Origin of the sequence: Bacillus timonensis, from assembly GCF_004799755.1 — a bacterium.
GTDB classification, from domain to species: domain Bacteria; phylum Bacillota; class Bacilli; order Bacillales; family Bacillaceae_L; genus Ferdinandcohnia; species Ferdinandcohnia timonensis_A.
On sequence record NZ_SLUB01000028.1, the window covers coordinates 1 to 24,114 of the forward strand.

Genomic DNA, 24,114 nt, shown 5'->3' on the forward strand with positions numbered 1-24,114 from the left:
CCTAAACAGAGGGGAAAAATAAAAGAACAACTTCGTTATATTGGCCGTTATATTCGTCGACCAGCGATTGGAATCAATCGGATTGAGGCATATGATGGGCAATTCGTTACGTTCAAATATAAGGATAAAACTGACGGAAAAGACAAATCCGAAACCGTAAGTGTCGAAGAATTTATTTCACGTTTAATTCGCCATATCCCAGACGAGCAATTTAAAACTATTCGGCATTACGGTATGTATTCAAGAAGATCAAAAAACTTATGTAAAAAAGTGTTGAGTACTTGGCAACAAAAAGCAAGACGTTGGGTTGTAAAAGTTAAGAAAACCTTACGTCGCCAGACGTGGCGTGAAAGAATTGTAGCCAGTGGCAAGAAAGACCCTCTCGTTTGTCAGAGGTGTGAATGTTACTATGAATACAAGGGAGAAGTCTGCCTTGAAAATGGTAAATTAGAAATAAAGGTAGCCTTATGCAAAAATACAAGAGCTTATTTAGAAAGGGTGATTAACGATCTCACCGGTATCAAAAACCCGCAAAAAGGGAAAGAAAAAGAAGAAAAATATAAGCCTAAACCAGTCCAAGCAACAGAGCGTCAGCTATGTTTGTTTGACGTGTCATGAGAAAGAAGAGATTCCTATTAACGTGGTAAGGGATTTCGATTTAATGGATGATGGAGATCCGACAATTCCTCCTATGTTTGCATGTGAAAAATGTGGGGGTAAAATGTATCCAGAGTATTATAAAGGGATACATGGCATAGAGTACAAATTATCGGATATTCTCTAACCATGAAAAGGACCGGGCTATGCCCGGTTTTTCTTATTTGTTTTTGTTTGGATATTAGGGGTGAAGAACGTAGTGCCTGTTTGACAGATGTTGAGCGAGATAGAGTAAAGTTAGCTAAAGAATTGTTCCCGTTTTGAGATTGAATTTAAGTAAATGGTAACGAAAAGGGCGTAATCGTGCCACTTGTGGGATTGTGAAGAACGAAGTGGTAACGAAAAAGGCTTAAACGTTCCACTTTTGTGATTGTATTGAAGGAAAGGGTAACGAAAAGCGTGGAATCGTTCACGTTGTTAGGGTGTATATTAAAAAATGGTAACGAAAAGGGCCGATTCGTTCCTGTTTCGTGGGATAGATGAAGCAATAGGTAACGCATGCCAATACACAAGCTTTTTTAGATTGTCATTTTTAATAACGGCAAAAGATTTAGGTAATGACGACAAAGCGAACTTCTTTAAGAGACTCATAATTGTAAAAGATTAGGAAACGCCGATCTAGCAAACGTGCTAAAGAGGTTCGTGTTTGTAAAAAATTAGGGGAATCCAAACCTGCAAACACCATCACCTGTATATCACTCACCCGCAGAACAATAAATGATATACCGCAAACCTCATTAGCAGTATATTGCTCAATCGTAAACCGATAATTGGTATACTGCAAACAGCGTCAGTTACTACTTTTTAATCTAAGACATACACAAACTAGCCCTGGAGTTTCATAGAATGATAAATAAATTAAATTAAAACTGTTCACTATTTTTATAATTGTGTATACATTTTGAAAATCCGGGCAAAATATGAGTATGGAGGTGGAGGCAGTGAGTTCACTCGCAAATAGAAATCATTATGGGGAAACGTGTATTATATGTGAGCAAGAGAAAGACAGAGGCATACACCTTTATACAAGATTTATTTGTTTGGATTGTGAGCAAGATATTATCCGTACCGAAACAAATGATCCTAAGTATCAATTTTATTTAGAGCGGCTTAAAAAAGTATCAACCCCAGAGATATATTCATAGTTTTAAACTACTTGGTATTGCTTTGCGTTAGGTGCAATCCCAAGTTAAAGTTGGACCTAGTGGAATAGGTCCCTTTTTTTGCTTTATAATAAGGTAAAACACATTAGAAAGGTATATAGCTATGGATCAACAACAAACCCCATTGTTTGATGCACTCGATTACCATTCAAAGTCGAGGCCTCAATCAATGCATGTACCAGGGCATAAATATGGACAAGTATTTTCCAGTAAGGGATATGCCTATTTTCATAAAATATTAGAAATTGATGCGACTGAATTGGACGGGCTCGATGATTTGCATCATCCGCAGGGCTCTATTTTAGAAGCAGAAAGATTAGTGGCAGACTTATATGGAGTTGAAAAAAGCTACTTTTTAGTGAATGGCTCGACCGTGGGTAATTTAGCAATGATTCTGGCAACATGTTCGAATAATGATACGGTCCTTGTGCAACGAAATTCCCACAAATCAATTATAAATGGATTAAAAATGGCCGGAGTACGACCTGTTTTTCTTCATCCAACGTATGATGATGAAGTCCAGGTTGCTTCTTATGTTTCTTTTAAAACTATAAAGGAGGCATTTGATACATACCCACATATTAAGGCGGTTATTTTAACAAATCCCAACTATTATGGAATGGCGAATCAGAAGGAATTAGCCCAAATTATTATGTATGCACATAAGAAAGGCGCTGTAGTTTTAATTGATGAAGCCCATGGAGCCCATTTTTTGCTTGAAGGTTTTCCTTCGTCGGCAATTTCTTTAGGTGCAGATATAGTGGTGCATTCTGCTCATAAAACTCTTCCGGCAATGACCATGGGTTCCTTTTTACATATAAATAGCCAGCTCGTTACATATGAAGAGGTTGAGTATTATCTTCAAATGTTGCAATCGAGTAGTCCATCCTATCCAATTATGGCTTCGCTTGATCTTGCTAGGCATTACCTGGCTGAAGTGAAGGAAAAGGGGACAAACCAAATTATTAAGAGGATTGCTGGTTTGACTCAAAGGCTTGAAGCAATACCACAAATAAAAGTGGTAAGTTCAAAAAATCAAGACATACAAACAGATTTATTAAAACTTACAGTCCAATCGCAGTGTGAGTTGAATGGATACGAGCTGCAAAGTTGCTTTGAAAAAGAAGGTCTTTTTACTGAAATGGCAGACCCAAATAATGTTCTTTTTGTGTTACCATTATCACAAGGCTTTGATGTTGATGAACTCTTTATAAAAATAAAGAAGGCCGTTAAAGAATATACACCGGTGAAACGTAGATTTATTGATTTACATCATGGAGGAAAGTCAGTTTCCACACTTGCTCTTTGTTATAATGAAATAAAAGGGTACAATAAAAAGGCTGTTTCCTTTAAAGAGGCAATCGGAAACATTTCCGGAGAAATGATTATACCTTATCCCCCTGGAATTCCTGTCCTAATGGAAGGAGAATGTGTAACTGAACGGCACATTGAAATCCTTACTACTTATATGGAGACGGGTGCACATTTCCAAGGCGGAGATATGAAGGGAACATACATTAAGATATTAGATAAGTAAGGGGCTTGAACGAAAAGTGACAGGTTATTTTATAACATTCGAAGGTCCTGAGGGTGCGGGAAAAACAACCGTTTTAGGAATCCTTCAGGAAGAGCTTTCAAAAAAAGGATATGATGTTGTTTGCACAAGAGAACCTGGTGGAATCGATATTGCTGAACAAATACGTTCTGTTATTTTAGATAAGAACAATACAAAAATGGACGCACGTACTGAGGCGCTTTTATATGCGGCTTCCCGTCGGCAGCATTTAGTCGAGAAAGTTATTCCAGCGTTAGAAGAAGGAAAAATGGTCCTGTGTGACCGATTTGTTGATAGTTCACTAGCCTATCAGGGTTATGCGCGTGAACTAGGAATTGATGAGGTTTTATCGATTAATGAATTTGCGATTAATGGACTAATGCCTTCATTAACGCTTTTCTTTGATATTCAACCTGAAAAAGGTCTAACAAGAATTAAGAAGAATGATGAACGAGAAGTAAACCGCCTTGATCTTGAGAAGCTTTCATTTCATCAAAAGGTGTATGAAGGATATGTAAAGGTTGCAAATCGATTTAAGGACCGATTTTACACCATTAATGCGGAAAACACACTTGATGTAGTGGCAAAGGAAGCACTTGAATTGATAGAAAAGCATGTAAATAAAGGCTAATTGTGTAAATTACCTCAAAAGTCAGATGATTTTTGAGGTTTTTCTTTTCGTTCTGGCTATACTTGTTATAGAATAAAGACAAACATGGACATTCGCACATTTTGTTACCAAATTTCGTAATATGAAGGAACACGTAAAAGTGGTAAAATAAAGGGAGGCAAAACGATGAAGCTAGTTGTTGCAGTTGTGCAGGATAAGGATAGCAACCGTTTGTCACAGGCATTAGTTGAACATAATTTTAGAGCAACAAAGCTTGCTACTACAGGTGGTTTTCTAAAATCAGGTAATACTACATTCCTTGTAGGAACAGAGGACATCCGCATAAATAAATTATTAGATATTATCAAGGAAAATTGCAAACATCGGGAGCAAATGATTGCCCCTGTTTCACCAATGGGTGGAAATGCAGATTCTTTTGTCCCATTTCCAGTAAAGGTTGAAGTGGGTGGAGCCACTGTGTTTGTATTGCCAATTGATGAGTTCCACCAATTTTAAGTAGGTGTTTTAACGTCTTATGAAGATAAACCAGGATTTTCGTGTGAATATAGATAAAAATCAGCCAAATACTTCCAATAAAGTGTCAGGAAGTCTTCCTTTTAGCAAAATTGTTCATCAAGAAGGAAATAAGCTTCAAATGGAACAATTGACGAAGTTGCTTACTCAAATTGACATGGCGGGAGAACGACTCTCTCGCTCTCAAACTTTTCAGGATTTGGCTTCTTATAAATCCCTTGTAAAACGCTTTATCCATGAGGCGGTAGAGTATGGGATGGATATTAAAGATACCCATAGTTGGAATTTTAATGGACAAGGGAGAACACATAAGCTTGTTGAGACAATTGACAAAGAACTATTGGACTTAACCGAGCAAATGGTTAACCAAGAAAAAGGGTCAATTGATATTCTCGGAAAAGTTGGATTAATAAAAGGGCTATTAATCAACTTATATACGTGATTTGAAAGAGTGATATATAGTGGAAAAAACATGGGAACAACTGCAGGAATATCAACCACTTGTACTAAAAATGGTTGAAAATAGTCTCAGGAAGAACAGAGTGGCCCATGCTTACTTGTTTGAAGGAAGTCGAGGGACAGGCAAAAAGGAAGTCGGTTATCTTTTAGCAAAAAGTCTTTTCTGTCAGCAACCAAAGGGGTATAGACCGTGTAATGACTGCACGAATTGCCGCAGGATTTCATCGGGGAACCATCCCGATGTTCATTATATCGAGCCGGATGGTCAGTCGATTAAAAAGTGGCAGATTCAAGCATTGCAGGAAGAGTTCTCAAAGACCGGTGTGGAGTCCAATCGTAAGGTGTATTTGATTAATCATGCTGATAAAATGACGACAAATGCCGCAAATAGTCTATTGAAATTCCTAGAGGAGCCGACAAGTCAAACAGTAGCGATTTTGTTAACGGAACAAATTCATCGGATTTTAAATACGATTTTATCCCGATGTCAGGTTTTATCGTTTCAGCCACTCGCTCCAAAAGTTATTTCTGAGCGGTTGATCGATGAAGGAATATCTTCTACTATGGCTTCGCTTGTTGCTCATATCACCAATAATTTAGAAGAAGCACGCGAATTAAGTGAAGACACATGGTTTGGACAGTCCCGTTCAATAGTGTTACAATTATATGAAGTAATCCATACAAGGCCAACTCATGCTTTCTTTTTTCTGCAGGACCAATGGTTACCTCATTTTAAAGAGAAAGAGCAGCTTAGCTTTGGTTTAGATATATTATTGCTTATTTTTAAGGATTTATTATATATACAGCTTGGTGATGAAGAAAAGCTAATTTTTCATGACCAGATTACGAGTTTTAAACAACATGCACTTACGACGTCAACACGACGTGTGAGTGATCAAATAGCAGCGGTATTAGAGGCAAAACGTCGTCTATACACCAACATGAACCCACATTTATTAATGGAGCAATTGGTAATAAAGTTACAGGAGGGATATAAGCTTGTATGATGTAGTTGGTGTACGCTTTAAAAAAGCGGGAAAAATTTATTACTTTGACCCAAATGGTTTTACAATTCCTGATGGTGAATTTGTCATTGTCGAAACGGTTAGAGGAATTGAATTTGGCAAGGTTGTTATAAATAAAAAGCAAGTCGATGAACATGACATCGTACTTCCATTGAAAAAGGTCATCCGCATTGCTGATTCAAAAGATAAATTAATTGTAGAAGAAAATAAAGCAGCGGCTAAAGAGGCGTATGACGTATGCCAGGAAAAAGTAGCAGAACATAGCCTTGATATGAAGCTTGTTGATGTAGAATATACGTTTGATAGAAATAAAGTAATCTTCTATTTTACAGCAGATGGACGCGTTGATTTCCGCGAATTAGTAAAGGATTTAGCGGCAATTTTCCGTACGAGAATTGAGTTAAGACAAATTGGGGTACGTGATGAAGCCAAAATGCTTGGTGGAATTGGTCCATGCGGAAGAATGCTTTGTTGCTCAACCTTCTTAGGTGATTTTGAGCCGGTTTCCATTAAAATGGCAAAAGATCAAAACCTTTCATTAAACCCTACTAAAATATCAGGTTTATGTGGTCGATTAATGTGCTGTCTAAAATATGAGAATGATGAGTATGAAAGTGCAAAAGAACAGCTTCCAGACCTTGGCGATGTGATCGAAACGACAAGTGGTGCTGGGAAGGTCGTTGGACTCAATATTTTAGAACGAGTGCTTCAGTTAGAATTAATTGGCCGTGAACGAGTTGTCGAATATACGTGGGAGGAACTACTGAAAGAAGGAGCGATTTCGATTCAAGCCACAGAATGACGAGGTGGAATGCGTGGACAAAAAAGATATTTTTGAATCTGTTAGTAGTATGGAGACTCAAATTGGAAATCTGTACAAACAGCTAGGAGAATTGAAAGAACATCTTGGGCAATTACTTGAAGAGAATCACAATCTGAAAATGGAGAACGACCTTTTACGGCGCCGACTTGATCAATCCATTTCAAAGAAAAAAGAGGAAAAAAGTGATAAGGTTTTACCAGAAGCTAGACTAGTTGATATCGGAGAGGGATATGATAATTTAGCTAGACTTTATCAAGAGGGCTTTCATATTTGTAATGTTCATTATGGAAGTGTCCGTACTGATGGTGACTGCTTATTTTGTCTTTCCTTTTTAAATAAGAAATAGGTCCTTTCCAACTGGGAAGGACTTTTTCAATTTCTAGGAAAAGCCTTATAATGATACATAGATAACTGTAGGGAAGGAACAGAATGCAATGGTTCAATTACATGATGGTGAGCGATTAGATCATTTATTAGCAGAGAATTTAAGAATTATCCAAAGTCCTTCTGTCTTTGCCTTTTCATTGGATACAGTGCTTTTAGCTAGATTTGTTTATGTGCCTATTCAAAAAGGAAAAATCATTGATTTATGTACAGGTAATGGGGTAATCCCACTATTGTTAAGTGGTAGATCAAAGGCAGAGATTACTGGCGTTGAGATACAAGAGCGTATTTATGATATGGCAAAACGCAGCATTGAGTATAATGATTTATCAAAACAACTTTCAATTATTCACGGGGATATTAAAGACATGCCAGAAAAATTAGGTCGTGGGAAATTTGATGTGGTGACGTGTAATCCACCGTATTTTCCAACACCGAAGGCAGATGAAATCAATAAAAATGAACATCTTGCGATTGCTCGACATGAAATATATTGTACATTAGAGGATGTTGTTCGTGTCAGTAGTCAATTGGTCAAGCAAGGGGGCAAGGTTGCTTTTGTTCATCGCCCTGGGCGGTTAATGGACATACTTACCTTGATGAGACAATACCGGGTTGAGCCAAAACGATTGCAATTTGTACATCCAAGGTTGGGTAAAGAGGCCAATACCATCTTAGTTGAAGGAATCAAACAAGGTAGTGCTGATCTGAAAATTTTGCCTCCACTCTATGTATATGATGAACACAATGAGTACACAAAAGAGATAAGGACGATTCTCTATGGAAATGAATAAGCATTATTTTTATGTCGTGGAGTGCAAGGATGGAACCTATTATGCAGGTTATACAACAGATATTGATCAAAGGATGAAAAAACACAATGAGGGAAAAGGCGCCAAATATACAAGAGGCAGAGGTCCGATTACGTTAGTATTTGCGCAGGAATTTGAAACGAAAGAAGAAGCGATGCGCGCAGAATATCGATTTAAACGATTAAAGCGACCTGAGAAGGAACGGTTGCTGGCAATGGAAAGTGAGGAGCGCTATGTGGCAGCAAAAAAGCTTTCAACCAAATTATGAATATGGAACATTATATCTTGTTCCAACTCCAATTGGGAATTTGGAGGATATGACTTTCCGTGCAATTAAGATTATGAAGGAATCTGCTTATATTGCGGCAGAGGATACAAGGCAAACAAAAAAGCTTTGTCATTATTTTGAAATTGAAACACCTGTGATTAGTTATCATGAACATAATAAAAAGGTAAGCGGGGATAAAATTCTGTCATTACTACGCGAAGGAAAAGATGTAGCGCTTGTAAGTGATGCAGGCATGCCGACAATTTCTGACCCGGGCTATGAATTAGTTGTCGAAGCGGTTCAAGAAAAAATGTATGTCGTTCCACTACCGGGTGCGAATGCTGCATTAACATCTCTCATTGCGTCTGGTCTATCTACCCAACCCTTTTATTTTTACGGTTTCCTAGATCGAAATAAGAAAGAGAAGCGAAAACAGTTGGAAGAATTAGCACATATTCAAGCAACGATGCTTTTTTATGAGGCACCACATCGTTTAAAAGAAACGTTGAAATTGATAAAAGAGGTATTAGGAAATCGCCAAATCACCGTTTCTAGAGAACTAACGAAGAAGTTTGAAGAGTTTATTCGTGGAGACTTGGATGAAATCCTTACATGGACGGAGGAGGATACAGTTCGAGGTGAATTTTGTCTTGTTGTGGAAGGATCCCAGCAAAGCGAGTTGGTGACTTCCGAGGTTTGGTGGGAGCACCTATCGATCGAACAACATGTAAACCACTATGTTGAGACGGGATCAATGACAACGAAAGAAGCCATTAAACAAGTGGCAAAAGATCGGAATCAGCAAAAGAGAGAAATTTACCAAGAATATCATGGCTTGTAATAATACAAAAAGCTTCTCGGGTAGAGAAGCTTTTTTAATAACATCTATTATTTTACAGCTGTAAGATTTTCTTGAAGTTCTTTTAAGATTTGTTCAGCACCTTCACGGCTAAGAACGATCTTACCATTAGCAAGAGTGAAATTATCATCAGAAATTTCACCAGTAATTTGGCAAGTCATGTTTGGCTTGTATTTCTTTAAAATAATTTTGTCATCGTCAACATAAATTTCAAGAGCATCTTTTTCAGCGATGTCTAATGTACGACGAAGCTCGATAGGAATAACAACACGACCTAATTCATCAACTTTACGAACAATACCTGTAGATTTCAATTGTTTTTCTCCTCTCAATACTTGTATTTATTTATCTCTCTATCGTCAATTTTCGACAAATTGATTTCTAGATAATAATATCAAGATTTCCATTTAACGTCAATCATTTTTAACTACAATTCTTTTAAAATTTGTATAAAATTGGTACGCTGTGTCTTATAACAGAGGGGTTTTATGAGATTTTGAACATTATCAATCTACTCTTTCTTCAAAAAATCTGTACCATATTAGAGGAAAAATTGTAAAATCAATTAGACAAAATTCGACAAAAAACAACTAGATTTTTGTCGAAAAAATAGAGTCTCACCATTTTTGTCGAATTGTAACTCTTTATTTTCATTTTCATATAGATATTAATCTGTATAAATTGACATTCCTCTTGTGCTTTAGGTATATTTTGAAGATATAATAGGAATAGATGAATAGGAAAGTCTTGTTTATTCGAGTTACTTTTATGAGGAGGTTTACGGAGATGGCTCAAGAGAATAAAACATTTTATTTAACCACTCCCATTTATTATCCAAGTGGGAAACTACATATAGGTCACGCTTATACAACTGTAGCAGCAGATGCTATGGCTCGATATAAAAGACTACGTGGATACGATGTCATGTTTTTGACAGGAACTGATGAACATGGTCAAAAAATTCAACGCTCTGCAGCGGAAAAAGGCGTTACACCACAAGAATATGTTGATGAGATCGTGTCAGGGATTCAGGATCTATGGAAGAAGCTTGAGATATCCTATGATGATTTTATCCGTACAACAGAAGATCGTCATAAGAAAGTTGTTGAAAAGATTTTTGATCAACTTGTCAAACAAGGAGATATCTATCTTGATCAGTATGAGGGCTGGTACTGCACACCTTGTGAGTCCTTCTTTACCGAAAGACAATTAGTTAATGGTAATTGCCCAGATTGTGGACGTCCAGTTGAAAAAGTGAAAGAAGAATCTTATTTCTTCAAAATGAGTAGATATGTCGACCGTCTACTAAAGTACTATGAAGAAAATCCAGAATTCATCCAACCTGAGTCTCGCAAAAATGAAATGATTAATAACTTCATTAAACCAGGACTTGAGGATTTGGCTGTATCAAGAACAACCTTTGATTGGGGAATAAAAGTACCTGGCGATCCAAAGCACGTTATATACGTATGGATTGATGCGTTATCAAACTATATTACAGCTTTAGGTTACGGTACAGAAGATGACACTAAATATCAAAAATATTGGCCAGCTGATGTTCATTTAGTCGGAAAGGAAATTGTTCGTTTCCATACGATTTATTGGCCAATTATGCTGATGGCATTAGACCTACCACTACCGAAAAAGGTATTTGCTCATGGCTGGTTGCTAATGAAAGATGGCAAAATGTCAAAATCAAAGGGAAATGTCGTCGACCCGGTTACATTAATTGACCGTTACGGACTCGATTCTCTACGTTATTACTTATTACGTGAGGTTCCATTTGGTGCTGATGGTGTGTTTACTCCAGAAGGATTTGTTGAAAGAATTAATTTTGACTTAGCAAACGACCTAGGAAATTTATTAAATCGTACGGTTGCGATGATTGGGCGATATTTTGATGGTACCATTCCAATGTATCAAGGAAATCAATCAGAATATGATACACAACTAGCGAGTTTTGCCGTAGAAACTGTGGCGAAATATGAAGAAGCAATGGAAAAGATGGAGTTTTCTGTTGCACTAACGGCCCTATGGCAGTTTATTAGTCGTACAAATAAATACATTGATGAAACCCAACCATGGGTTATTGCAAAAGATGAGGCGAAAAAGGATGAACTTGGCTCTATCATGAGTCACTTAGCGGAATCCTTACGTTTTGCGGCGATTATGCTTGAACCATTTTTAATTAAAACACCAGGAGAAATTTTTGCCCAACTTGGAATGAAAGATGATGCATTGAAAACCTGGGAAAGTTTAGCTGAATTTGGAATCAAGCAAGAGGGAATTCAGGTTTCTAAGGGTGAGCCAATATTCCCTCGTTTAGAAATTGCTGAGGAAGTTGAGTATATTAAGGAGAAAATGCAGGGCGGAACGAAAAAAGAAGAGCCTGTAAAGGAAGTAGAACAAGCAAATGAAATCACAATTGATGATTTCATGAAGGTTGAACTTCGCGTTGCTGAGGTGCTTCAGGTCGAGCCGGTGAAAAAGGCCGATAAGCTTCTAAAGCTTCAATTAGATTTAGGCTTTGAAAAACGTCAGGTTGTTTCGGGGATTGCTCAGTATTACACTCCAGATGAACTAGTGGGTAAAAAGGTAATTTGTGTAACAAACCTTAAACCTGTAAAACTTCGTGGTGAGCTTTCACAAGGAATGATTTTGGCAGGATCTGTGGATGGAAAACTATCAGTCGCAACGATTGATCAAAGCTTACCAAATGGAGCTAAAGTGAAATAATGAAAAGGACAGAGTCATCTGTCCTTTTTACATACAAGAAATCAATAAAGGAGTCTTTGCAATGTTAATTGATACACATGCCCATTTAAATGCGATACAGTATCAAGAAGATTTAGAAGAAGTAATTGAAAGGGCACTGAGTGAAGGGATCGAAAGAATCGTTGTCGTTGGTTTTGACCGAGAGACAATTACAAGAGCGATTCAACTAGCGGAACAATACGAGTTTATCTATGCAACAGTCGGATGGCATCCAGTTGATGCGATTGATATGAAGGACGAAGATCTCAAGTGGATTGAAGAGCTTTGCGCCCATCCAAAGGTTGTGGCGTTAGGTGAAATGGGACTTGATTATCATTGGGACAAGTCCCCAAAGGATATTCAAAAGGAAGTCTTCAGGAAGCAAATTGCATTAGCAAAGAAAGTAAAACTACCTATTATTATTCATAATCGAGAAGCTACGTCCGATATTATTGAAATTCTACAAGAAGAGAATGCAAGTGAAGTGGGTGGAATCATGCACTGCTTTACAGGTAGTGTCGAAGTTGCTAAACAATGTATCGATATGAATTTTTACATTTCATTTGGTGGACCCGTCACCTTCAAAAACGCGAAAAAACCAAAAGAAGTGGCAGCAGAGATTCCACTTGATCGCCTCTTAATTGAAACGGATTGTCCTTATTTAACACCACATCCTTTTCGAGGAAAACGAAATGAACCAAGCTATGTGAAATATGTAGCAGAGCAAATTGCTGAGCTAAAAGGGGTCTCATTTGAGGAAATTGCACAAAAAACATCCGACAATGCGATGCGATTTTTCGGCATAAAATGATAGCAATTTTTGTCAAATAGTAGGGTAGCTTGTCCAATGTTAAGTTGATTAGAAAAAGTTCTACATGTCTCCTTCGTCTCATATATATCTTTGTCGACAACTAATTCTTTCTTTTTAAAAACTCTTCTTGCATAATATTTTACAACGGTGACGTGAAGAAGGGGTGGGGTTGACAGATTAATATATCCTTTATATAATCCACTGAGAGAAGGAGGCGTTTTTCGTTTGCTTACAAACATGAAAAAACTGTTTTCCGAGTCGAAGCACAAAAAGAGATTAATAGTCTCGATAAGTAGTTTTATAGTCTTAATAGGTGCCGGTTCAGGTTATGCTGCATATGAAACCACTAAGGATACAGTTACACTATCATTAAATGGAAAAGAGCAAGTTATAAGGACGCACGCAAACACGGTTGCTGAAGTTCTACAAGATTTAGAGATTGATGTCTCAAAACATGACGAGCTTTCACCATCTATGGATACAGCAATCAAGGACAATTTGAAAGTAACATGGCAAGAAGCCATTCCGGTTGAAATTGTTGTTGATAACCAACCGCAAAAAGTCTGGACAACAGTCAAAACTGTGGAAGATCTTTTCAAAGATGCGAAGATTGAAATTACAGAGCACGATAAAGTCAATCCAAGTTTAGATACAAAGTTAACACAAAATATGAAAGTGGAAGTTGAAAAAGCCTTTCAACTGACGCTTAATGACGGCGGTACTGAAACGCAAGTTTGGTCCACTTCGACTACTGTCGCTGACTTTTTAAAAGGTCAAAATGTTGCACTAAATGAATTGGATCGAGTAGAGCCAGGAATGGAAGAACAGATTACAGCAAATAGTGTCGTAAATGTTGTACGAGTAGAAAAAGTCACCGATGTAGTGGAAGAATCAGTTGCCTTTGGGGTTGTACGTAAAAAGGACAACAACATTGATAAAGGCAAGGAAAAAGTTGTAACTCCTGGTCAAGAGGGTAAAGTTGCAAAGCACTATGAAGTTGTTCTTGAGAATGGAAAAGAAGTTTCAAGAGATCTGATTAAAACCGAAACCCTCGCGGATAGTAAGGATAAGGTTGTTGCAGTTGGTACACGTGAAATTGTGCAACAGGTTTCCCGTGGTACAGCTAATGCATCGAAGGAATTTTATGTATCATCTACAGCTTATACAGCGTATTGTAGTGGGTGTTCAGGAACAACTGCTACAGGAATAAACCTTCGTGCGAATCCTAACGTTAAGATTATTGCGGTAGACCCAAGTATCATTCCTTTAGGTACGAAAGTGTATGTTGAAGGGTATGGCTATGCCATAGCTGCCGACAAGGGTACTGATATTAAGGGTTATAAGATCGATGTCTTTTTCTCAGAAAAGTCTCAAGCCTTTCGCTGGGGGCAACGAAAGGTCAAGATTCAAATTCTAAATTAACTTGCATTAACTAGCACATAACAGAGGAGATTTCCTCTGTTTTTTTATGTCTGTCTTTTTATGCTTTTGTCTTTTTTGTTATACTTATGTAATATTTGTATCTATATTGTTAGACGAATTAAATCCAGAAAGGTTTCATAAAAAATGAAAATAAAAGAAATAATTGTTGTTGAAGGAAAAGATGATACAGTCGCCATCAAACGAGCGGTAGATGCCGATACCATTGAAACAAACGGTTCGGCTGTTAATAAAGAAGTAATAGAACGAATCAAACATGCTCATGAAGTGAGAGGAGTAATTGTCTTTACTGATCCTGACTATCCTGGAGAACGTATCCGTAAGATTGTCGCAAAAGCTGTTCCAGGATGTAAGCATGCGTTTTTACCTAAAAATGAAGCATTAGCGAAGTCCGGTAAAAAGGTGGGCGTTGAGCATGCCACTCCAGAGGCGATTCGAAAGGCCTTAGCGGACGTTAAAGAAGAACAAGGGGACTTTCACTCAGAAATTGATTTCGACGCTCTAGTGAACGCAGGATTAATTGGAGGGACTAAGGCAAAGGAACGTAGGGAAAAGCTAGGCGTTCTTTTGAAAATTGGTTATACTAACGGAAAACAGCTTTATAAGCGTCTGCAGATGTTCCAAATTACAAAAGAGGCATTTGACCAGGCAGTTGAAAAAGTGTTACAGGGGGAAAAGGCAAAGTGATGAAAGATATAGCCACACCTATAAGAACGAGAGCCATTTTAGAAAAGCACGGTTTTTCTTTTAAGAAAAGCTTAGGCCAAAACTTTTTAATTGATACGAATATTTTGCATCGGATAGTCGATCATGCGGAAGTTACAGAAGAAACGGCTGCGATTGAAATTGGGCCAGGAATCGGTGCGTTAACTGAGCAGCTTGCTAAGCGTGCGAAAAAGGTGGTTGCATTTGAAATTGATGGGCGACTTTTGCCGATTTTAGCAGACACCCTCTCTCCATATCCAAATGTTGAAATTGTCCATGAGGATGTTTTAAAGGCAGATGTCGAGTCTGTCATTCATGAAAAAATGCAGGGAATCGATGATATTATGGTGGTTGCGAATCTCCCTTATTATGTAACAACGCCGATTATCATGAAGTTGCTAACGGAAAACCTCCCACTTAGGGGGATCGTGGTTATGCTTCAGAAGGAAGTGGCAGACCGTATTTCAGCTGCACCTGGTACAAAGGATTATGGCTCGTTGTCGATTGCTATCCAGTACTACACTACAGCAGAAACCGTTATGACAGTACCTAAAACTGTATTTGTTCCACAGCCTAATGTAGATTCAGCAGTGATTCGTTTATTAAAAAGAAAGAAACCTGCTGTTAAAGTAGAAAATGAGACTTTCTTTTTTGAAGTTGTTCGTGCTTCTTTTGGGCAAAGGAGAAAGACCATTTTAAATAACTTGACCTCTAATTTGCCAAATGGGAAGGCATTTAAGGAGGCGATTGAAAGATGTTTAGCCGCTTCAGATATTGATCCAAGACGCCGTGGTGAAACATTATCAATTGAGGAATTTGGGCGTTTAAGTGATGAATTATATCGAACTTTTAACGAAGGGCCTGCTGAAAAGTAGGTCTTTTTTTGCGTCTTTCTTACCCCCTCACCACTTAGGGTGATACTGCATAGGCTAACAAGTAGGCATCTCAATAGCGAAATAACCTCGAAAGTTGGAGTGGGTGAGGATGGAAATAAAGGTTGGCGATATTGTTGCACGTAAATCACATCAGTTTGACTTATTGTTCAAAGTAACTGAAATTACACATAACCAAATTGTTTATTTATATGGTGAGGATGTAAGGTTGATTGCAGATGCTCCGTATGATGACTTAGTTTTAGTGGATGAGAATGAAAGACAAAAAAGACAACGAACTGATCGGGAAAAGGTCGATCATTCATACCGACTTTTTCGGCAGGATTATCAGTTAATTAGACAAAAAAATGAATACCATGCTACAGGAGGATATACAAATAATGCAGAGTTTTTTCAGATCCCGGGAAGAGTTCTGCACATTGATGGTGACCCAAACTATTTAAAAAAATGTTTGATGCTATATGAGAAAATTGGTATTCCTGTATATGGGGTGTATTGTCATGAAAAAGAAATGCCAGAAAAGATTGATGGATTACTTGAAAAATACAGACCGGATATTCTTGTTATAACAGGTCATGATGCATATTCAAAATCTAAGGGAAAGATTACGGAGTTAAAAGCATACCGACATTCCCGCCATTTTGCTCAAACGGTTCGACAAGCCCGAAAAAAATTTCCGCACTTAGATCAACTTGTCATCTTTGCTGGTGCCTGTCAGTCTCATTTTGAGTCTTTGATACGGGCTGGGGCGAATTATGCAAGTTCCCCGTCTAGAGTCAATATACACGCATTAGATCCTGTATATATCGTAGCAAAAATTAGTTTTACTCCATTTGATGAACGAATCAATGTGTGGGATGTTCTTCGCAATACATTAACAGGAGAAAAAGGTCTTGGTGGGATTGAAACAAAAGGTGTATTAAGAACAGGCATGCCTTATCAAAGATTGGTTATTGAAGAGGAAAAAGGGGATCTCTAACGGCATGTCGCTAGAGGTCCTTTTGGTATTTTATTACATGTAAGGTAAAGTGAAAAAAATGTCGATTTAAAGAAATCTTGATCTATATACATATTGGCTCGGTTTTTGAGCATACTATCGCTTGGGTGCTGAGAAATTTGTAAGAAAAAATTTATTGACAAGTATTTTGTATCATTGTTATAATTTTAGTTTTGTTTGACGTTCGGTGATTTTTTTGGTATACTAATACATAGTGAGGTGGAGTGAAATGGCAAAAACTTTGCTTGATATTAAAAGGTCTCTAGATACGAATTTAGGTAAGCGACTTACGTTAAAGGCTAATGGTGGTCGTAGAAAGACAATTGAGCGCTCAGGAGTGCTCGCTGAAACGTACCCCTCTGTATTTGTAATTGAACTGGACCAGGATGAGAATTCCTTTGAGCGAGTTTCATACAGCTATGCTGATATCCTTACAGAAACCGTTCAATTAACCTTCTTTGATGAGACATCCGGGAACGTAGCTATAAGTGGGCAGTAAACTTCAATGTTTGCTGCTTTTTATTTTGTCTAAAAAAGGTGGTGTTTTTTCATAAAGCACCACCTTTTCGTTTTGTAGTCCCCTATTTTCGACAATGAAGGTATATTCCTTATATCATATGTAAATAATGAATAAAATTAAGCCTTCGGTGAATACATGCCATTTTGTAAAGGGAATTTTGAGCATAAATTCAATGACTAAGAACACCGTCCTTTGGCTACGTCTTTATGTCGCATCCTTGGGCCTAAAAATTGTTAATATAACTACCCCTTCATAATCAAATACTATGGATGTCGTAGATGTAGAAAGGGGTTGTAGTTATTGGGAAGACGTCGTGGTATCATGACAGAAGCTTTTAAAGAAGAATTAGCAAAAGAACTTGGTTTTTACGATACCGTTAAAAATGAAGGTTGGGGTGCAATTCGATCACGTGATGCTGGAAATATGGTAAAACGTGCAATTGAAATTGGACAACAACAGCTTGCCAATAAAGAACGAAACCAATTGTGAACTACGACGCCGGAGCAGAGTTGCTTCGGCTTTCTTTTTATCCAAAATTCTCTAGGAAAAAGGTCATATCGAACAATTTATAAAAAAACAGTGCAGACACTTTTGTATCACTGTTTTACGAGGTTTACTTTATGGTACAATGGCAATATTGAATTTACGTTTAAAGCAGGTGTTTACATGAAATTATTAGTTAAGGCCCCAGCGAAGATCAATTTGGCACTAGATGTTTTACATAAACGCCAGGATGGTTATCATGAGGTACGGATGATTATGACAACCATTGATTTATCGGACAGGCTTGAATTATCCGATTATGAAGGAGATGAGATTAAGGTCATCTCTCATAATCGCTTTGTACCTGATGACAGCCGGAACTTGGCATACCAAGCAGCTAATTTACTTAAAAAACGATACGGTGTAAAAAGAGGCGTAGTCATTTCGATTACAAAGTCAATCCCTGTAGCCGCAGGGCTTGCCGGAGGTAGTAGTGATGCAGCAGCGACCTTAAGAGGATTGAACGAATTTTGGGGCCTAGGACTTAGTTTGGACGAACTAGCATCAATTGGTGCAGAAATTGGCTCAGATGTATCCTTTTGTGTATATGGCGGGACAGCCCTAGCTACTGGTCGAGGAGAGGTTATAACAGAATTACCCGCACCTCCACATTGTTGGGTCATTTTAGCCAAGCCAACAATTGGTGTTTCAACAGCAGAAGTGTATCGGAATCTGTCGGTTGAACAAATCAACCATCCGGATGTAGATGGGATGATTCGTGCAATCGAAACGAAGGACTTTGCTGGAATTTGCAATCGAGTCGGAAATGTTTTAGAAGATGTAACCTTAAGGCTTCATCCAGAAGTAGCTCATATTAAAGATCAAATGAAACGATTTGGCGCAGATGCCGTTTTAATGAGTGGTAGCGGCCCAACTGTTTTTGGGCTTGTTCAAAGGGAATCGAGAATGCATCGAATATATAATGGATTACGTGGTTTTTGTGACCAGGTTTATGCAGTTCGACTGCTAGGTGAACGAAATAAAGTTTAACTTTTTAGAAAGCGTACACTGCTATGGGGTATGAAAGTTAAACTAATGAGCTAAAAAGTCGAGCGCTACGCCAAGGCACATTTGATTTACAACGTACATTAATGATATATTATCAATAAAACATTCGGTTTTTGGAGGCAAGCCATGAAATTTAGACGGAGTAGTAGACTTGTTGATATGACAAATCACTTGCTTTTACACCCACAGCACCTTGTATCTCTTTCATATTTTGCTGAAAAGTATGATTCTGCAAAGTCCTCAATTAGTGAAGATTTAGCGATTATCAAACAGACCTTTGAACAGCAAGGAATTGGTACATTAATCACGGTAGCGGGAGCAGCTGGTGGAGTAAAATTTATTCCAATGGTTGGGGAAGAAGAAGCAAGTGAGGTTGTTAAAGAGCTTTGTGAGGTTATAGCCAACCCTGATCGGCTTCTTCCAGGCGGTTATTTATATTTAACAGATATACTTGGAGATCCGAGAATTGTGAATAAAATCGGGAAAGTCTTTGCCTCTATCTATTCTAATCATGAGGTTGACGTTGTCATGACTGTTGCAACAAAGGGAATCCCTCTTGCGTACGCAGTCGCATCTTACCTAGATGTACCTGTAGTCATAGTAAGGCACGGAAATCGAGTGACGGAAGGCTCAACTGTAAGTATTAATTATGTTTCTGGATCAACAAAGAGAATTCAGACGATGGTATTAGCCAAACGAAGCTTGAAGGAAGGTTCTAATGTTTTAATCATTGATGACTTTATGAAAGCTGGCGGTACTGTGAATGGTATGGTTAGTATTCTTGAAGAATTCAATGCAAACCTAAAAGGGATTGGTGTTCTCGTTGAGTCCGAGGGAGTCGAAGAGAGACTTGTAGATGAATACATATCTTTAGTAAAGCTAACAGATGTTGATGTAAAGGAAAAACAAATAAAAGTAACAGTAGGTAATTATGAATCATACCTAAAGCAAGTAGAAATTGAAGATGAGATGGGGGAAGAGGAATGAGACAAGTACAAACAAATCAGGCTCCGGCAGCAATAGGACCATATTCACAAGGAATCGTTGTAAACAACATGTTTTTCAGTTCAGGCCAAATTCCGTTAACACCGGCTGGTGAATTAGTGAGCGGTGGGATTAAAGAACAGACAACTCAGGTGTTTAAAAACCTTCAAGCGGTCTTAGCTGAAGCTGGCGCATCATTAGATACAGTAGTTAAAGCAACTGTATTCATCAAAAATATGGATGACTTCGCAGAACTCAACGAAATTTACGGTGATTTCTTTGCAGGGCATAAACCAGCTCGTTCAACTGTAGAAGTAGCAAGACTTCCTAAGGATGTTTTGGTTGAAATTGAAGTTATTGCACTTGTAAAATAAGACTTTTTTCACTAATATTCTGTTCATTCACAAAAAAGTATGAATCTTTTTAAAAAAATATTTAATATTTAGCAGGAGATTCCGATTTTCCGTTGAATATGAATAACTAAGTTTTTATATAGTTAAAAGGTGGTGAACAGAATGGAAGTGACAGACGTTAGATTACGCCGCGTTAATACGGAAGGTAGAATGAGAGCGATTGCATCAATTACGTTAGACCATGAATTTGTTGTTCATGACATCCGTGTAATTGATGGCAACAATGGTTTATTTGTTGCTATGCCGAGCAAACGGACTCCTGATGGAGAGTTTCGGGATATCGCTCATCCAATTAACTCAAGTACGCGTGGAAAGATTCAAGATGCAGTACTAGCTGAGTATCATCGTTTAGGTGAGGTTGAGGTTGAGTTTGAGGAAGCAGGAGCATCTTAAAATAAACTATATAGCATCGAAGAGCCTACTTACACGATAGGCTCTTTTTTTATGATAAAAAAGAACGACAATTTTTCCAAATGTTCAATCCCCTACCAACAAACTTAGTGTACTTACCTTCGCAAAAACATAACCCAAAATAAAAATTTCCAATCAAAAAAATCATGTACTTTCGTTAGTTTTCTTGAAAATAGTCTGTTTTTAAGATATATTCGAAATGGATATTAAGGTTAATTTTATTTAATCGTGGTTGAACCCCGACTGGATATAAAGGAAGCCGCCGATGGATAGATGCGATTTTTTAAGGAAGTATTTTCAGTTTGCTAGAAAATAACCTGGATGGAAAATCGCCGAGGCGAATTTGATATGGAGGCCTAAACATGACAAATCGATATGGCGTAATTTTGGCCGCAGGGCAAGGAACACGCATGAAATCAAAGCTTTATAAGGTTCTGCACCCTGTATGTGGAAAACCAATGGTACAGCATGTAGTGGATCAACTTTCAACTTTATCCCTTCAAAAGCTTGTGACCATCGTTGGACATGGAGCGGAAAAAGTAAAAGCACAAATCGGAGATAAAAGTGAATATGCCCTTCAAGAAGAGCAATTAGGTACTGCACATGCGGTTATGCAAGCAGCAAATCACTTGGCAAACGAAAAGGGAATCACCTTGGTTGTTTGTGGTGATACTCCACTGATTACAGCAGAAACAATGGAAGCCTTACTTGCACAGCATGAGCGTGTAGGAGCAAAAGCATCTATTTTAACAGCTGTAGCAGCGGATCCGACTGGATATGGGAGAATTGTCCGTAATGCAGAAGGACATGTTGAGCGAATTGTTGAACATAAAGATGCAACAGAAGAAGAACGTACAATTACCGAAATTAACACAGGTACATATTGTTTCGATAACGAAGCTCTGTTTGAGGCACTTTCAAATGTATCGAACGATAATGTACAAGGCGAGTATTACCTTCCAGATGTGATTGAAATTCTGAAAAATAAAGGTGAAATTGTAACTGCCTTTCAAACAGACTCTTTCGAAGAAACGCTTGGAGTAAATGATCGTTATGCATTATCACAAGCGGAAAAGCTAATGAAACAAAGAATTAATAAAAAACATATGATAAATGGTGTGACAATCATTGATCCTGACAATACGTACATTTCAACAGATTCAATAATTGGTTCTGACACGGTGATACACCCAGGAACGGTGATTATTGGAGATGTAGCAATTGGATCTGATTGTGAGATTGGTCCAAATTCAGAAATTCAAAATTGTAAAATTGGCGATAGAACAGTAATCCGCCATTCAGTTGCACATGATAGTAGTATTGGAAATGATGTAGCAATTGGACCGTTTGCACATATCCGTCCTGCATCACAAATCAGTGATAAAGTAAAGGTAGGAAACTTTGTTGAATTGAAAAAGGCTGTTTTCGGTGAAGGAAGTAAAGCATCACATTTAAGCTATATTGGGGATGCGGAAGTCGGCACAAACGTGAATATCGGATGTGGCTCTATCACTGTAAACTATGACGGAAAAAATAAATTCTTAACGAAAATTGAAGATAATGCCTTTATTGGCTGTAATTCAAATCTTGTGGCTCCAGTAACGGTCGGTAAGGGAGCATATGTTGCAGCAGGCTCAACCATTACAAATGAAGTGCCAAACGACGCACTCGCCATTGCAAGAGCACGTCAGGTTAATAAAGAGAATTATGTAGAACGTCTAAATCAAAAGAAAAATTCCTAATGGAGGTCGGGTAAGATCATGTCTAAAGAATACCGAGACTCAAGTTTAAAGGTGTTTTCCTTAAATTCGAATGCACCTTTGGCTGAGGAAATTGCTAAGTCGATTGGTGTCGAGCTTGGAAAATGCTCTGTAACACGTTTTAGCGATGGAGAAGTTCAAATTAACATTGAAGAAAGTATTCGTGGATGTGATGTTTTCGTCATCCAATCAACGAGTGCACCTGTAAATGAGCATATCATGGAAGTATTGATTATGATTGATGCACTTAGACGTGCATCTGCAAAAACGATTAATATTGTCATGCCGTATTATGGATATGCAAGACAGGACCGTAAAGCACGTGCACGTGAGCCAATTACAGCTAAGCTTATCGCCAATCTATTAGAAACAGCAGGGGCAGACCGCGTGATTACATTAGACCTTCATGCTCCACAAATCCAAGGCTTTTTTGATATCTTAATTGACCATCTAATGGGAGTTCCTATCCTGTCAGATTATTTTAAGAGCAAAAACCTCGAAGACATTGTCGTTGTTTCTCCTGACCATGGTGGGGTTACACGTGCTCGTAAAATGGCGGATCGTCTTAAGGCTCCAATAGCGATTATTGATAAGCGTCGACCAAGACCAAATGTGGCGGAAGTTATGAATATTGTAGGTAATATCGAAGGGAAAACGGCAATTCTAATTGATGATATTATTGATACAGCAGGAACAATTACATTAGCTGCAAATGCATTAGTCGAAAATGGTGCTTCAGAAGTGTATGCTTGCTGTACACATCCGGTTCTTTCAGGACCAGCAATTGAACGCATTCAAAATTCAAAAATCAAAGAATTAGTTGTCACCAATACGATTCGTTTACCAGAAGAGAAAAAAATTAATAAAATCAAAGAACTTTCTGTGGCTCCATTAATTGGCGAAGCGATCATCCGTGTTCATGAGCAACAATCTGTCAGCACCCTATTTGATTAATACAAGTGCGCAATAGCAAAAGAGGCGGATTCTTTTAAAAAAGAAGGTTTACTTCATCATCTTTAGGGGAAATTTAGTAATATGACTAAATCTTCCAAGGATGGTGTATAACATGTCTGCAGTTTTAGAAGCGACAGAACGAGTAAAAGATAAACATTCAACACTTACGAAAATCAGACAAGCGGGGAACATCCCAGCTATTTTAAATGGTCCAAATAAAAGTCAGCCAATTTTCGTAAGTAGTATAGATTTTTTAAAAACGATTCGGGAAACAGGGCGAAATGGGATTATTAAGCTTTCAATTAATAATAACCAGCATTCAGTCATGCTTCATGATATTCAAACAGACCCAATTAAAAGTGAAGTCCTACATGCAGATTTTCAAATTGTGAATATGTCCACAGAGGTAACAGTTGACGTAAATCTTAATTTAGTTGGGGAAGCAGTGGGTGTGAAGGATGGTGGAGTCCTTCAGCAGTCTATTCATCAGATTTCGATCTCTGCCCTACCAACAGACATTCCACAAACCATTGATGTGGATGTGACACATTTGGGAGTTGGGGATGTTATTAAACTAGAGGATATAGATTCAAATGGTAAGTATACCATTAATCAGGACCTTTCCCAGGTTGTGGCATCAGTTCTAGCTCCAAGACAGGAAGAAGAGATTAGTACAGGTGAAGAACAAGAGCCTGGTGAACCAGAAAATCTAGAAGGCAGAGAAACAAACGAGTCTGAGTAAAGCAATAAATAAAGGACTAAAAGGTTGGAC

General features: G+C 37.9%; 28 protein-coding genes. 27 read left to right on the top strand and 1 reads right to left on the bottom strand.

Going from position 1 to position 24,114, the window contains the following annotated elements:
• The 12 genes from E1I69_RS14740 to rsmI all read left to right on the top strand — a co-directional run.
• The coding region (locus E1I69_RS14740; RefSeq protein ID WP_207308556.1) for a transposase at positions 1–618 on the top strand (618 nt) is incomplete at its 5' end.
• Between the two features lie 965 nt (positions 619–1,583).
• Positions 1,584–1,802, top strand: a complete 219-nt coding sequence (locus E1I69_RS14750) for a sigma factor G inhibitor Gin (RefSeq protein ID WP_136380388.1) — start codon at positions 1,584–1,586, stop codon at positions 1,800–1,802.
• Between the two features lie 121 nt (positions 1,803–1,923).
• On the top strand, positions 1,924–3,357 hold the full coding sequence (locus tag E1I69_RS14755) for an aminotransferase class I/II-fold pyridoxal phosphate-dependent enzyme (RefSeq protein ID WP_136380340.1): 1,434 nt from the start codon (positions 1,924–1,926) through the stop codon (positions 3,355–3,357).
• Positions 3,358–3,373: 16 nt separating this feature from the next.
• On the top strand, positions 3,374–4,006 hold the full coding sequence (gene tmk / locus E1I69_RS14760; RefSeq protein WP_136380341.1) for a dTMP kinase: 633 nt from the start codon (positions 3,374–3,376) through the stop codon (positions 4,004–4,006).
• Positions 4,007–4,171: 165 nt separating this feature from the next.
• Entirely contained in the window at positions 4,172–4,501 is a 330-nt protein-coding gene (locus tag E1I69_RS14765) for a cyclic-di-AMP receptor (RefSeq protein ID WP_136380342.1), read from the top strand.
• A 19-nt stretch (positions 4,502–4,520) separates the two neighbouring features.
• Complete coding sequence (locus E1I69_RS14770) at positions 4,521–4,961, top strand: YaaR family protein (RefSeq protein WP_136380343.1); 441 nt, start codon at positions 4,521–4,523, stop codon at positions 4,959–4,961.
• A 19-nt stretch (positions 4,962–4,980) separates the two neighbouring features.
• Positions 4,981–5,985 (top strand): DNA polymerase III subunit delta', encoded by a 1,005-nt coding sequence (gene holB / locus E1I69_RS14775; RefSeq protein WP_136380344.1) that lies wholly within the window; start codon positions 4,981–4,983, stop codon positions 5,983–5,985.
• The gene (locus tag E1I69_RS14780) at positions 5,978–6,805 is read left to right on the top strand and encodes a PSP1 domain-containing protein (protein WP_136380345.1); all 828 of its coding nucleotides are present in this window, start codon (positions 5,978–5,980) and stop codon (positions 6,803–6,805) included. Before holB ends, E1I69_RS14780 begins: the two co-directional genes overlap by 8 nt.
• Positions 6,806–6,818: 13 nt before the next feature.
• Positions 6,819–7,172, top strand: a complete 354-nt coding sequence (gene yabA / locus E1I69_RS14785) for a DNA replication initiation control protein YabA (RefSeq protein ID WP_136380346.1) — start codon at positions 6,819–6,821, stop codon at positions 7,170–7,172.
• A gap of 88 nt (positions 7,173–7,260) precedes the next feature.
• Positions 7,261–8,004 (top strand): tRNA1(Val) (adenine(37)-N6)-methyltransferase, encoded by a 744-nt coding sequence (locus E1I69_RS14790; RefSeq protein WP_136380347.1) that lies wholly within the window; start codon positions 7,261–7,263, stop codon positions 8,002–8,004.
• Positions 7,991–8,290 carry a GIY-YIG nuclease family protein gene (locus E1I69_RS14795; protein WP_136380348.1) on the top strand — a complete coding sequence of 100 codons (300 nt, stop codon included), beginning with the start codon at positions 7,991–7,993 and terminating at the stop codon, positions 8,288–8,290. Before E1I69_RS14790 ends, E1I69_RS14795 begins: the two co-directional genes overlap by 14 nt.
• Positions 8,256–9,131, top strand: a complete 876-nt coding sequence (gene rsmI, locus E1I69_RS14800; RefSeq protein WP_136380349.1) for a 16S rRNA (cytidine(1402)-2'-O)-methyltransferase — start codon at positions 8,256–8,258, stop codon at positions 9,129–9,131. The genes E1I69_RS14795 and rsmI overlap by 35 nt, the downstream gene beginning before the upstream one ends.
• A gap of 47 nt (positions 9,132–9,178) precedes the next feature.
• Here the strand turns inward: rsmI and E1I69_RS14805 are convergent, their stop codons facing one another.
• A complete protein-coding gene (locus E1I69_RS14805) occupies positions 9,179–9,463 on the bottom strand; it encodes an AbrB/MazE/SpoVT family DNA-binding domain-containing protein (protein ID WP_116354429.1) in 285 nt (94 codons plus the stop codon).
• Positions 9,464–9,935: 472 nt separating this feature from the next.
• On the opposite strand from E1I69_RS14805, the gene metG reads away from it, so the two are divergent.
• The 15 genes from metG (at position 9,936) to E1I69_RS14880 (ending at position 24,084) form a co-directional block, all read left to right on the top strand.
• Complete coding sequence (metG, locus tag E1I69_RS14810; RefSeq protein ID WP_136380350.1) at positions 9,936–11,885, top strand: methionine--tRNA ligase; 1,950 nt, start codon at positions 9,936–9,938, stop codon at positions 11,883–11,885.
• A gap of 61 nt (positions 11,886–11,946) precedes the next feature.
• On the top strand, positions 11,947–12,714 hold the full coding sequence (locus E1I69_RS14815) for a TatD family hydrolase (RefSeq protein WP_136380351.1): 768 nt from the start codon (positions 11,947–11,949) through the stop codon (positions 12,712–12,714).
• Positions 12,715–12,939: 225 nt separating this feature from the next.
• Positions 12,940–14,136: a G5 and 3D domain-containing protein gene (locus E1I69_RS14820; RefSeq protein ID WP_136380352.1), complete on the top strand. Its 1,197-nt coding sequence runs from the start codon at positions 12,940–12,942 to the stop codon at positions 14,134–14,136.
• Positions 14,137–14,280: 144 nt separating this feature from the next.
• A complete protein-coding gene (gene rnmV, locus E1I69_RS14825) occupies positions 14,281–14,841 on the top strand; it encodes a ribonuclease M5 (RefSeq protein ID WP_136380353.1) in 561 nt (186 codons plus the stop codon).
• A complete protein-coding gene (gene rsmA / locus E1I69_RS14830; RefSeq protein WP_136380389.1) occupies positions 14,841–15,734 on the top strand; it encodes a 16S rRNA (adenine(1518)-N(6)/adenine(1519)-N(6))-dimethyltransferase RsmA in 894 nt (297 codons plus the stop codon). The genes rnmV and rsmA overlap by 1 nt, the downstream gene beginning before the upstream one ends.
• Before the next feature lie 109 nt (positions 15,735–15,843).
• Positions 15,844–16,731, top strand: a complete 888-nt coding sequence (gene yabG, locus E1I69_RS14835; protein WP_136380354.1) for a sporulation peptidase YabG — start codon at positions 15,844–15,846, stop codon at positions 16,729–16,731.
• A gap of 247 nt (positions 16,732–16,978) precedes the next feature.
• Entirely contained in the window at positions 16,979–17,248 is a 270-nt protein-coding gene (veg, locus tag E1I69_RS14840; protein WP_116354422.1) for a biofilm formation stimulator Veg, read from the top strand.
• Between the two features lie 321 nt (positions 17,249–17,569).
• Complete coding sequence (locus E1I69_RS14845) at positions 17,570–17,758, top strand: small, acid-soluble spore protein, alpha/beta type (protein ID WP_136380355.1); 189 nt, start codon at positions 17,570–17,572, stop codon at positions 17,756–17,758.
• A gap of 177 nt (positions 17,759–17,935) precedes the next feature.
• Positions 17,936–18,802: a 4-(cytidine 5'-diphospho)-2-C-methyl-D-erythritol kinase gene (gene ispE / locus E1I69_RS14850; protein ID WP_136380356.1), complete on the top strand. Its 867-nt coding sequence runs from the start codon at positions 17,936–17,938 to the stop codon at positions 18,800–18,802.
• 144 nt (positions 18,803–18,946) lie between these two features.
• Positions 18,947–19,807 carry a pur operon repressor gene (gene purR / locus E1I69_RS14855; protein WP_136380357.1) on the top strand — a complete coding sequence of 287 codons (861 nt, stop codon included), beginning with the start codon at positions 18,947–18,949 and terminating at the stop codon, positions 19,805–19,807.
• On the top strand, positions 19,804–20,178 hold the full coding sequence (locus E1I69_RS14860; protein WP_136380358.1) for a RidA family protein: 375 nt from the start codon (positions 19,804–19,806) through the stop codon (positions 20,176–20,178). Before purR ends, E1I69_RS14860 begins: the two co-directional genes overlap by 4 nt.
• Positions 20,179–20,319: 141 nt before the next feature.
• Positions 20,320–20,610, top strand: coding sequence for a septation regulator SpoVG (gene spoVG / locus E1I69_RS14865; protein ID WP_010285377.1), 291 nt, complete (start codon positions 20,320–20,322; stop codon positions 20,608–20,610).
• Between the two features lie 380 nt (positions 20,611–20,990).
• The gene (gene glmU / locus E1I69_RS14870) at positions 20,991–22,370 is read left to right on the top strand and encodes a bifunctional UDP-N-acetylglucosamine diphosphorylase/glucosamine-1-phosphate N-acetyltransferase GlmU (protein ID WP_136380359.1); all 1,380 of its coding nucleotides are present in this window, start codon (positions 20,991–20,993) and stop codon (positions 22,368–22,370) included.
• An 18-nt stretch (positions 22,371–22,388) separates the two neighbouring features.
• Positions 22,389–23,342 carry a ribose-phosphate diphosphokinase gene (locus tag E1I69_RS14875; RefSeq protein ID WP_136380360.1) on the top strand — a complete coding sequence of 318 codons (954 nt, stop codon included), beginning with the start codon at positions 22,389–22,391 and terminating at the stop codon, positions 23,340–23,342.
• A 112-nt stretch (positions 23,343–23,454) separates the two neighbouring features.
• Positions 23,455–24,084 carry a 50S ribosomal protein L25/general stress protein Ctc gene (locus tag E1I69_RS14880; RefSeq protein WP_136380361.1) on the top strand — a complete coding sequence of 210 codons (630 nt, stop codon included), beginning with the start codon at positions 23,455–23,457 and terminating at the stop codon, positions 24,082–24,084.
• Positions 24,085–24,114: the final 30 nt, after the last annotated feature.

Bases quoted from the DNA above. Each gene is read 5' to 3' on its own strand.
- yabG (WP_136380354.1), top strand. From the start codon at position 15,844: ATGGAAATAAAGGTTGGCGATATTGTTGCACGTAAATCACATCAGTTT.
- E1I69_RS14770 (WP_136380343.1), top strand. From the start codon at position 4,521: ATGAAGATAAACCAGGATTTTCGTGTGAATATAGATAAAAATCAGCCA.
- E1I69_RS14755 (WP_136380340.1), top strand. From the start codon at position 1,924: ATGGATCAACAACAAACCCCATTGTTTGATGCACTCGATTACCATTCA.
- purR (WP_136380357.1), top strand. From the start codon at position 18,947: ATGAAATTTAGACGGAGTAGTAGACTTGTTGATATGACAAATCACTTG.
- spoVG (WP_010285377.1), top strand. From the start codon at position 20,320: ATGGAAGTGACAGACGTTAGATTACGCCGCGTTAATACGGAAGGTAGA.
- E1I69_RS14790 (WP_136380347.1), top strand. From the start codon at position 7,261: ATGGTTCAATTACATGATGGTGAGCGATTAGATCATTTATTAGCAGAG.
- E1I69_RS14795 (WP_136380348.1), top strand. From the start codon at position 7,991: ATGGAAATGAATAAGCATTATTTTTATGTCGTGGAGTGCAAGGATGGA.
- E1I69_RS14750 (WP_136380388.1), top strand. From the start codon at position 1,584: ATGGAGGTGGAGGCAGTGAGTTCACTCGCAAATAGAAATCATTATGGG.
- glmU (WP_136380359.1), top strand. From the start codon at position 20,991: ATGACAAATCGATATGGCGTAATTTTGGCCGCAGGGCAAGGAACACGC.
- veg (WP_116354422.1), top strand. From the start codon at position 16,979: ATGGCAAAAACTTTGCTTGATATTAAAAGGTCTCTAGATACGAATTTA.
- ispE (WP_136380356.1), top strand. From the start codon at position 17,936: ATGAAATTATTAGTTAAGGCCCCAGCGAAGATCAATTTGGCACTAGAT.
- E1I69_RS14765 (WP_136380342.1), top strand. From the start codon at position 4,172: ATGAAGCTAGTTGTTGCAGTTGTGCAGGATAAGGATAGCAACCGTTTG.
- E1I69_RS14860 (WP_136380358.1), top strand. From the start codon at position 19,804: ATGAGACAAGTACAAACAAATCAGGCTCCGGCAGCAATAGGACCATAT.
- E1I69_RS14875 (WP_136380360.1), top strand. From the start codon at position 22,389: ATGTCTAAAGAATACCGAGACTCAAGTTTAAAGGTGTTTTCCTTAAAT.
- E1I69_RS14880 (WP_136380361.1), top strand. From the start codon at position 23,455: ATGTCTGCAGTTTTAGAAGCGACAGAACGAGTAAAAGATAAACATTCA.
- rsmA (WP_136380389.1), top strand. From the start codon at position 14,841: ATGAAAGATATAGCCACACCTATAAGAACGAGAGCCATTTTAGAAAAG.
- E1I69_RS14815 (WP_136380351.1), top strand. From the start codon at position 11,947: ATGTTAATTGATACACATGCCCATTTAAATGCGATACAGTATCAAGAA.
- metG (WP_136380350.1), top strand. From the start codon at position 9,936: ATGGCTCAAGAGAATAAAACATTTTATTTAACCACTCCCATTTATTAT.
- rnmV (WP_136380353.1), top strand. From the start codon at position 14,281: ATGAAAATAAAAGAAATAATTGTTGTTGAAGGAAAAGATGATACAGTC.
- rsmI (WP_136380349.1), top strand. From the start codon at position 8,256: ATGTGGCAGCAAAAAAGCTTTCAACCAAATTATGAATATGGAACATTA.